This is a genomic window from Nocardia sp. NPDC058497, assembly GCF_042720195.1.
Lineage (GTDB): Bacteria > Actinomycetota > Actinomycetes > Mycobacteriales > Mycobacteriaceae > Nocardia.
The window spans coordinates 1-8,312 of the sequence record NZ_JBHXMY010000248.1 but is presented as its reverse complement, the minus strand read 5'-3'; the positions used below and the strand labels follow the sequence as shown (position 1 = coordinate 8,312).

At 69.5% G+C, this 8,312-nt stretch carries 10 protein-coding genes; 3 read left to right on the top strand and 7 right to left on the bottom strand.

Annotated features, from left to right (window positions below; all coding sequences use genetic code 11):
- Together ACFWPJ_RS17840 and ACFWPJ_RS17835 are read right to left on the bottom strand one after the other, a co-directional pair.
- The coding region (locus ACFWPJ_RS17840) for a M18 family aminopeptidase (RefSeq protein WP_378852636.1) at window positions 1-936 on the bottom strand (936 nt) is incomplete at its 3' end.
- A gap of 71 nt (window positions 937-1,007) precedes the next feature.
- Window positions 1,008-1,439, bottom strand: a complete 432-nt coding sequence (locus ACFWPJ_RS17835) for a MarR family winged helix-turn-helix transcriptional regulator (RefSeq protein WP_378852634.1) — start codon at window positions 1,437-1,439, stop codon at window positions 1,008-1,010.
- Window positions 1,440-1,500: 61 nt separating this feature from the next.
- On the opposite strand from ACFWPJ_RS17835, the gene ACFWPJ_RS17830 reads away from it, so the two are divergent.
- On the top strand, window positions 1,501-2,577 hold the full coding sequence (locus ACFWPJ_RS17830; RefSeq protein ID WP_378852632.1) for a substrate-binding domain-containing protein: 1,077 nt from the start codon (window positions 1,501-1,503) through the stop codon (window positions 2,575-2,577).
- Window positions 2,578-2,635: 58 nt separating this feature from the next.
- On the opposite strand, the gene purQ is transcribed toward ACFWPJ_RS17830, so the two are convergent.
- Together purQ and purS are read right to left on the bottom strand one after the other, a co-directional pair.
- Window positions 2,636-3,313, bottom strand: coding sequence for a phosphoribosylformylglycinamidine synthase subunit PurQ (gene purQ / locus ACFWPJ_RS17825; RefSeq protein WP_378852630.1), 678 nt, complete (start codon window positions 3,311-3,313; stop codon window positions 2,636-2,638).
- Between the two features lie 76 nt (window positions 3,314-3,389).
- A complete protein-coding gene (gene purS, locus ACFWPJ_RS17820; protein ID WP_022565847.1) occupies window positions 3,390-3,626 on the bottom strand; it encodes a phosphoribosylformylglycinamidine synthase subunit PurS in 237 nt (78 codons plus the stop codon).
- Between the two features lie 99 nt (window positions 3,627-3,725).
- On the opposite strand from purS, the gene ACFWPJ_RS17815 reads away from it, so the two are divergent.
- The gene (locus ACFWPJ_RS17815) at window positions 3,726-4,370 is read left to right on the top strand and encodes an MBL fold metallo-hydrolase (protein WP_378852628.1); all 645 of its coding nucleotides are present in this window, start codon (window positions 3,726-3,728) and stop codon (window positions 4,368-4,370) included.
- 1 nt (window position 4,371) lies between these two features.
- Here ACFWPJ_RS17815 and ACFWPJ_RS17810 read toward each other — a convergent pair whose 3' ends face one another.
- The 3 genes from ACFWPJ_RS17810 to ACFWPJ_RS17800 all read right to left on the bottom strand — a co-directional run bounded on the left by ACFWPJ_RS17810 (window position 4,372) and on the right by ACFWPJ_RS17800 (window position 7,765).
- Window positions 4,372-5,724 (bottom strand): dipeptidase, encoded by a 1,353-nt coding sequence (locus ACFWPJ_RS17810; RefSeq protein ID WP_378852626.1) that lies wholly within the window; start codon window positions 5,722-5,724, stop codon window positions 4,372-4,374.
- A 155-nt stretch (window positions 5,725-5,879) separates the two neighbouring features.
- Window positions 5,880-6,581 (bottom strand): DUF2334 domain-containing protein, encoded by a 702-nt coding sequence (locus ACFWPJ_RS17805; protein WP_378852624.1) that lies wholly within the window; start codon window positions 6,579-6,581, stop codon window positions 5,880-5,882.
- Window positions 6,582-6,775: 194 nt separating this feature from the next.
- Entirely contained in the window at window positions 6,776-7,765 is a 990-nt protein-coding gene (locus ACFWPJ_RS17800) for an Lrp/AsnC family transcriptional regulator (RefSeq protein WP_378852622.1), read from the bottom strand.
- A gap of 111 nt (window positions 7,766-7,876) precedes the next feature.
- On the opposite strand from ACFWPJ_RS17800, the gene ACFWPJ_RS17795 reads away from it, so the two are divergent.
- Entirely contained in the window at window positions 7,877-8,263 is a 387-nt protein-coding gene (locus ACFWPJ_RS17795; RefSeq protein ID WP_378852620.1) for a VOC family protein, read from the top strand.
- Window positions 8,264-8,312: the final 49 nt, after the last annotated feature.

Below are 8,312 nucleotides of genomic sequence, written 5' to 3'. Positions count from 1 at the left end.
GGCGTGCGCCATGTCACCGGAGGCGACCACCGAACCGGCAAGCGCGGCAAGGTAATCCGCTCGCCCACCACCGCGGGCCAGCACGATGCGCTCTAGCACGGCGGGCAGCAGATCCGACTGCGCGCCCCGATCGGATTGGCTGCCGACCTCCTCGTGGTCGAACATCACCAGCACCGGCGTCGCGGCGCCCGGCTCGTCGACGGCGGCGAGGAATGCCTGCAGCCCGGCGTAGCAAGTGCCCTGGTTGTCGAGCCGCGGTGCGCTCACCAGATCGTTGTCGCGCCCGACCAGCGTGCTCGGTGCGAGATCATGGGTCATCAATTCCCAGCCGAGGACGTCGGCGCCGTCGACCCCGGCCCGCTCGGCCACGAAATCCAGGAACGAGGCGGGCGAATCACCGATCCCCCAGATCGCGTTCACGTGCCGCTGCGGGTCGAGGGTCACCCCGCGCCGGTCCTCGGACAGGTGGATCGCCAGCTGCGGCACCCGCAGAATCGGCTCGTCGACGCGGACCAGGACGTCGCTCATCCGCGCACCGTCGCGCACGCTCAGCCGACCGGAGATCCCGAGCTCCCGGTCCAGCCACGAATTCAGCCACGCGCCGCCGTAGGGCTCGAGCCCGACCAGCTGCCATCCGGCCGTCGCCAGGTCGGGGTGCTGCTTCACCCGCAGATTCGGGCTGTCGGTGTGCGCCCCGACCACCCGGAACGGATCGGCGGGCGCCGCGTCGAAGTCGGCCCACGCGATCAGCGAACCACCGCGCACCACATAGTGTTTCCCGCCGACGCCCTCCCACGCCCGCGCCTCGGCCAACGGCGTGAACCCGTTGGCCGCGAGTTCGGCGGCGACCGTCGCACACACATGGAACGGCGACGGCGAAGCATCGATGAAGGCGCACAGGCCACTCGCGGTGGCCGCAGTCAGGGATACAGGCACATCCGCGATCCTAGGTGCTGAAGCTCCCGATCAACCCGGCCCCGCACGACCCGGCCGCCGGCGCTCCAGAATTACAACTCGGCGATGACCGACAGCGCGGCAACCAATTCGCTGTAGCGCCGCGTACCGAGCCGGGCCCGCAGGTCGTCCTCTGCCTGCTGTTCCTCCGCCCGGATCCGCCCGACCAGCTTCGCGCCGAGATTGCTCAGCCCGATCAGGATCCGCCTGCGGTCATCCGTCGCGGCGACCCGGAAGATCAGGCCGCGTTCGGCGAGATGGTCGGCGTGCCGGGTGGCCGAGGACGGCGCCAGGCGCGCGGCCGCGGCCAGCTCCGACATGGTCAAGCCCTCGTCGGTCGACAACTGCGACAGAATCGCCCAGTGATCGGCCGTGAGATTGTCGGCAGACAGCGCCGATTCGAGCTGACGAACCCAGTTACGCTCCGCCGAGCGCAGCGCGCCGTGCAGCGTGGAACACCCACTTATGATGGACACCGATTGCATTCCCACCTGCCGACACATTCATTCGAACGAACCTGTTCGCACTCGAGCGATAGAGTACAGAATGCCCACGTTCGACGAGAGTCGGGACGAGACGATCGAGATTCTCTCGATCGTGCCCACTCAGGGCCCCGGTGGGATCATCGCTCCGTCGTGTACCGCGGCCATTTCCCTCGCTGTCGATGAAATCAATAGCGGGACAGGAATTCTCGGCCGCGAAATTCGGCTGACGACCATCGACGGCGGCCGCTCACCGTACGAAGTGGCCACCGAGGTCGAGGCATTCCTGGCGACCGGGATGGTCGGCGCGATCACCGGCTGGCACACCTCGGCCGTGCGCCGCGCGGTCGCCGACGCCGTCGACGGCCGCGTCCCCTACCTGTACGCGACCGATCACGAGGGCCTGCCCGACGAACGCCCCGGCGTCCTGCTGGTGGGTGAGCATCCCGATCACCAGACCGTGCCCGCCGTCGCGTGGATGGCGCGCGAACTGGGCGTGCGCAGGTGGGCGGTGATCGGCAACGACTACATCTGGCCGCGTCAGACGGTCAACGCGCTGCGCCGCGCGCTGCCGTCACCGGCCGATATCGTGCTCGAGCAGTACGTCCCGCTCGGCACCACCGATTTCCACGCGTTCCTGGACAGTCCCGCCCTGCTACGCGCCGACGCGGTGCTGATCCTGATGGTCGGCGCCGACACCGCGCGCTTCAACCGACAGTTCACCGCGACTGGCCTGCCCGCGATCATGCCGCGCCTGAGCCCCGCGGTCGACGAGAATGTCCTCCTGAGCGCGGGCCCCGCCGCCAACGCCAACCTGTATGTGGCGTCGAGCTTCTTCGTCGACGAGCGCACCGCCGACGGCCGTGATCGCCGTGCCCGCTACCGCAAACACCAGGGCGCCTTCGCCCCCGCGCTGACCACGTTCAGCAACTCCACCTACGAAGCGGTCCACCTGCTGCGCACGCTGGCCGACACGGTCGGCACCCTGGACGTCCCCACCATCGCGGGCCGCCTCGCCACCGGCATCGTCCTGGACGGGCCGTCCACCCGCAACGGCTTCCTCGGCAATCAAGCCGTCGGCCCGGCCCACCTCGCCCGAGCCGACGGCGTCGACTTCGACATCCTGGACCGACTGCCCTAGCAACCGACAACGCCCCGGCCTCGCGGGGAGGTCGGGGCGTCGGTTCTGCGTCGGAAACTCAGGCGCTGATCAGGCTGTCGATGACCGAGAAGAACATGCCGAGGCCGTCGTCGCTCGGACCGGTCAGCGCCTCGGTGGCGTGTTCGGGGTGCGGCATCAGGCCGACTACCCGGCCGTTGGCCGAGGAGATGCCCGCGATCCCGCGCTGCGAGCCGTTCGGGTTGTCGCCCGCGTAGCGGAACACCACGCGGCCTTCGCCCTCGAGCTCGTCGAGCACCTTCTGCGAGGCCTGGTAGCGGCCCTCGCCCGACTTCAGCGGGACGAGGATCTGCGCGCCCTGCTCGTAGCGGGAGGTCCACGCGGTGTTCGTCGCGTCGACCTGCAGCCACTCGTCGCGGCAGATGAAGTGCAGGCCCTCGTTGCGGGTCAGCGCGCCGGGCAGCAGCCCGGCCTCGCACAGCACCTGGAAGCCGTTGCAGATGCCCAGGACCGGCAGGCCCTGACCGGCCGCGCGCACGACCTCGCCCATCACCGGCGCGAACCGGGCGATGGCGCCGCAGCGCAGGTAGTCGCCGTAGGAGAAGCCACCGGGCACGATGACCGCGTCGACGCCCTTGATGTCGGCGTCGGCGTGCCACAGGCTCACGGCCTCGGCACCGGCCAGCTTCACCGCGCGGGCAGCGTCGACATCGTCGAGCGTGCCGGGAAAAGTAATTACGCCGATGCGTGCGCTCATGCCTCCGCCTCGCTGCCGCTCGGCTCCGGCACGACCGCGAAGGCGGCTGTGCCTGTTGTGAGCTCGCTGCGCTCCCTCATGAGACCCGAACGACCTTCCAGTCCTCGATCACGGTGTTGGCGAGCAGCGCCTCGGCGATCTGCTCGAGCTCGGCGTCGGAGACACTCTCGTCCACCTCGAGCTCGAATCGCTTGCCCTGCCGCACATCCGAGATTCCGGCGAATCCCAGACGCGGGAGCGCGCCGACCACGGCCTGCCCCTGGGGGTCCAGGATCTCGGCCTTCGGCATGACCTCGACCACGACTCGTGCCACGCGTTGCTCCTCATGTGGTGTGGGGGGTTACCTCAGAAATCCTAGTTGACCCGGCCGTCGTGCCCGCGTTCCGGGGTCGTGGCGGCTTAGCATCGGCATATGCGTATCGCCCACTTCGGTCATTCCTGCATCCTCGTGGAACTGCGCGGCGTGAAGGTGCTGTTCGATCCAGGCACGTTCGCGCACGGTTTCGAGGGCATCACCGGACTGGACGCGATCGCGGTGACCCACCAGCATCCCGACCACATCGACCCGAACCGGATCGAGGCGCTGATCGAGGCCAATCCGACCGCCCGCCTGCTGTCGGACCCGCAGACCGCCCAGCGCCGCAGCGAGGGCTGGGAGCCGGTCTCGGCCGGTCAGGTGCTCGATATCGGTGAGCTGCAGATCACCGGTGGTGGCGGGCGCCACGCGGTGATCCACCCGGACATCCCGGTGATCGACAACACGGTCTTCCAGCTCGGCACCGCGGCCGACCCGGCCCAGCTGGTCCACCCCGGCGACTCGCTGTGGGTGCCGCCGGTCCCGGTCGGCGTGCTCGCCATCCCGGCCGTCGCCCCCTGGATGCGGATCTGGGACACCGTCGACTACCTGCGCGCGGTGAATCCCCGCACCGCCGTCCCGATCCACTTCGGGATCATCGAGCCGGCGGCACAGGGCATCTATTTCGGCAGGCTGAACGAGATGGCCCCGGCGGGCACCGAGTTCAGGGCGATCCAGCCGGAGGATCAGGCGCAGTTCTGAATCAGCGATAGCTGCTCAGGAACAGCGCCTCGGCCAGCGCCATGTGTTCGATCTCGCTCGGGTCGACGCTCTCGTTGGGCGCGTGGATCAGGCATTTCGGTTCTTCCACGCCGATCAGCATGATCTCGGCCTTCGGGTAGGTGTCGGCGAAGACATTGCACAGCGGGATCGAGCCGCCCTGGCCCTCGGTGGTCACGTGGCGGCCGTAGGAGGTCGCCATCGCCTGCTCGAGCGCCGTGCGCGCCGGCCCGTGCTCGGCGGCGACGAACGGTTCGCCGAGCGCCTCGACCTCGATATCGAGCTGGGCGTTCCACGGGACATGCGCGCGCAGGTGCTTCTCGAGCAGGTCGAGGGCCTGCTTGGGCTCGGTGCCCGGCGGAATGCGCAGGTTGAGCCTGGCCCGGGTGCTGGGCTGGATCGCCGCCGACGACCCGACGACGGCGGGCACGTCCATGCCGAGCACCGTCAGTGCGGGCCGGGCCCACACCATGTCCGAGACGGTGCCGCTGCCCAGCAGGTCGACGCCATCGAGCACGCCCGCGTCGGCCCGGAAGTCCTCGACCGGGTATTGCACGCCGGTCCACTTCTGGTTGTCGGTGAGACCGTCGATGGTGGTGTTGCCCTCGGCGTCACGCAGCGACGACAGCAGGTGGATCATGGCGGCGAGCGCGTCCGGCGCCGGGCCGCCGAACATGCCCGAGTGCATCGGACCCGCGAGCGTCGTCACGGTGACGACGACATTCACGTTCCCGCGCAGGGTCTGGGTGAAGGTCGGCACGCCCACCGCGAAATTGCCACAGTCGGCGACCAGGATGACATCGGCGCTCAGCAGCTCGGGATTGTCGGCGACGAACTTCTCCAGCCCACCGGTCCCCTGCTCCTCCGACCCTTCCGACACCACCTTGATGCCGAGCGGGAAGTCCGGCCCGATCGCGCGCAGTGCCGTCAGGTGGGTGACGATATTGCCTTTGCAGTCGGCGGCGCCGCGCCCGTACCAGCGGCCGTCCTTGTCGGTCAGCGTCCACACCGGGGTATTCCACGCGGCGTCGTCGAGCGGCGGTTGCACGTCGTAGTGGCAGTACAGCAGCACCGTCGGCGTTCCCGGCGGGCCCGGCTTGTGCCCGATGACCGCCAAGCTGCCGTCCGGTGTCTCGTGCAGGCCGACCTCGGTCAGCCCGGCCGCGGCGAAGGCGTCGGCCACCCACCGCGCCGTCTGCGCACACCCTTCCGGCGGGAACTGACGCGGGTCGGCGACGGATTTGAACGAAACCAGCTCGGCCAGATCCTTTTTCGCCTGACCCATCAGCCCGGATACCTTGCCGCGCAGCGCGGCCACATCGGGAGTTTCGGTCATCACGCCTCACTTCGTCCAGTGCATACGCAACGGAATCGTTTGCAGAACCCAGGTAGAGCTAACACCTGGTATTGCGCCCTCGGACCAGAGGGTCAGGCGTCGCGGCAGGGGCCACCGCCGCGCGCGTTATCGCCGGTGCGCGCGACGGCGACCGGTCAGGCAGCCTTCGCGGCGGTGAACGGTTCCCAGCGATAGACGTCGCTGCGCGCACCGTGATAGAGCGCCAGGTCCACCGCGTCGAGCATCGCCTGGCGCGGGCCGGAACGCTGCAACTGCGCCGCCGAGACCGCCAGTCGCAGTACCCCACCACGGCGCGCCGTGCGCGCGGCACCCAGCACCAGCGCCCGGCACCACCATGGTTCGGCGCGCAATCCCTCGCCGATCCCGTACACCCTGGCTCGTTGCGCCACATCACGTTCCAGATCCAGCATCGTGGTCAGTCCGAGCGCCAGCCGGAAACCCACCTCGGGCAGTGCGGCCAGCGCGCCCGCCGAGGCGTCCCAGCGCGGCGCGGCGAACAGCCTGGTGCGCAGCTCCACCTGTTCCATGACCCGATCGGCCGCCTTCAGGCGCAGCGTCGCCTCGTGCCGGGGCAGGGTGGCGAACTCGGCGCGGCGGCTCTTGGTGGCGGCCTGGTCGTAACCGTGCAGCACGATCGCGTCGCCTTCCAGGCGCCTGCCACGCAGCCATGACTGTGTCGCCGGATCGTCGAGCAGCCGGTACTTGCCCTTCAACCTCGGGGCGACCAGCAGCGACAGGCGTACCGCGCGCCTGTCCATGTCCGCGGCGAACTCGATCGCGGCGTCACGAGTGGTATCCCGGATACCAGAAACGGAGACGATCAGTTCTGCGTTCATGCACCAACGGTGTCAGCCCGAGGTGAAACCCACGTGCTGCACCGATGACGCCCCGACGAATTTCCGCGCACGCGTCCCCCTGTGATCCGCGCGACAAGGTTTCGCCCGAAACCCGCGATCATCCGCCTCGGTAGCACCAGCAGCAAGCACGCGAGTGCCGGCTGAGCTCAGCGCCTGCCACGTGGAGGTCCGACTCATCGCGAACGGTTCGGCCCCGAGATCCGAGGCGTAATAGCCAGCGGCCCAGCACGTTTGGCACGACGCCGGGTCAGCGCGGTGTCGATGCGAGTGATAGCGGGCAGTGCGGCGAGGTCGCCGCTGACGAAGTCGTGCAGATCCCCGACCGCCGACAGCTCCACGATCGCGAACACCGACCATGGGCCGGTCGTCGTCGCCGCGAACGCGACGCCGGGATGCCCACGCAGCACGGCGAGCACGTCGGCCAGACCTGCGGGCGCCACTTCGAGCCATACCAACGCCTCCTCGCGGTAGCCGAACAGCGCGGGGTCGATCTCGACTTCGAAGTCGAGCACCCCGGCCGCACGCCAGGTGGCGAGCCTGCGCCGCACCGTTGGTTCCGACCAGCCGGTGGCCGCGGCGAGCCGGTGTAGTTCGGTACGCCCGTCAGCGGCCAGCTCAGCGGCCAGGTCGGCGTCCCGCTCGGTCCACTCCATAAGCAGCACAGGCGATTCCGGACGCGGTGGATCCAGGGCCGCCTGTTCTTCGGCGGTGAGCGCGCTCGTACGACCCGCCCAGCCGTCGGTGCCGGCGACGAAACGCAGGATCGTGCTCACCGTCAGATCGCGCACACCGGGCAATCGCGCCAGCCCCGCGGTCAGGTCGACCCCCGCCGACGTGGCGAACATGCAGGTCAGCTGAGCCCCACCCGCCAGCAGCGCCACCCAGGAGGTATCGGGTCGGCGGGCCAGTGCCGCGGCGAGCTGCTCGTCGGCGCCGGGCGCGCAGCGGATCAGTACCACCGTGTCGACCAGACCGGCCCTGGCGCTGTCCACCCGGCCGACGACCCGCAGCACCAGATGCGATCGAAGCCGCTGATAGCGCCGCGCGACCGTGCGCTCGGAGACGCCGAGCACGTCGGCCATGCGCCGGAAGGGTGCCCGCCCATCGATCTGCAGCGCGTGGATCAGGCGCCGGTCGAGTACGTCGAGGTCGACGGATTCCATCGCTGCAGACCGCCCGGTGTCGGATTCGGAAAACCTTTCCAGACCTTAGCGGCCGACACCGCGCTCCCGCACCGATGCTGTGGTCAGTCCGACATACGAAGGAGTAAACACATGCTGACCGTTCTGCCCATCCGCTACGTCGCCGATGTCGAAGCCACTCGCGCGTTCTACACCGGTCTCGGCCTGACGTTCCGTCCCGAGCTCAGCGTCCCGGTGTGGGCGCATCTCGAAGCGGGCTCCGGCGCGCTCGGCATCCACGACGCCGCGGTGTCCAAGGGCCGCCCACCGGGCACCACGGAGCTGAACCTGGTCACCGACGAGCCGCTCGAGGACATCGCCGAACGCCTCACCCGCGACGGCTACACTCCGTCGCTGCACGACGAGGACTTCGGCCGCAGCCTGCGGGTCACCGATCCCGACGGGGTGGTTGTGCAGATCCAGCAGCACAATGTCGAGGCCATGCGCGAGTCCGCCGACGCGGTGGCCGCCGAATCCTGACCGCCGGACGGGGGGGGGGGGGCGGGGGGGGCGGCGCGCCCCCCCCCCG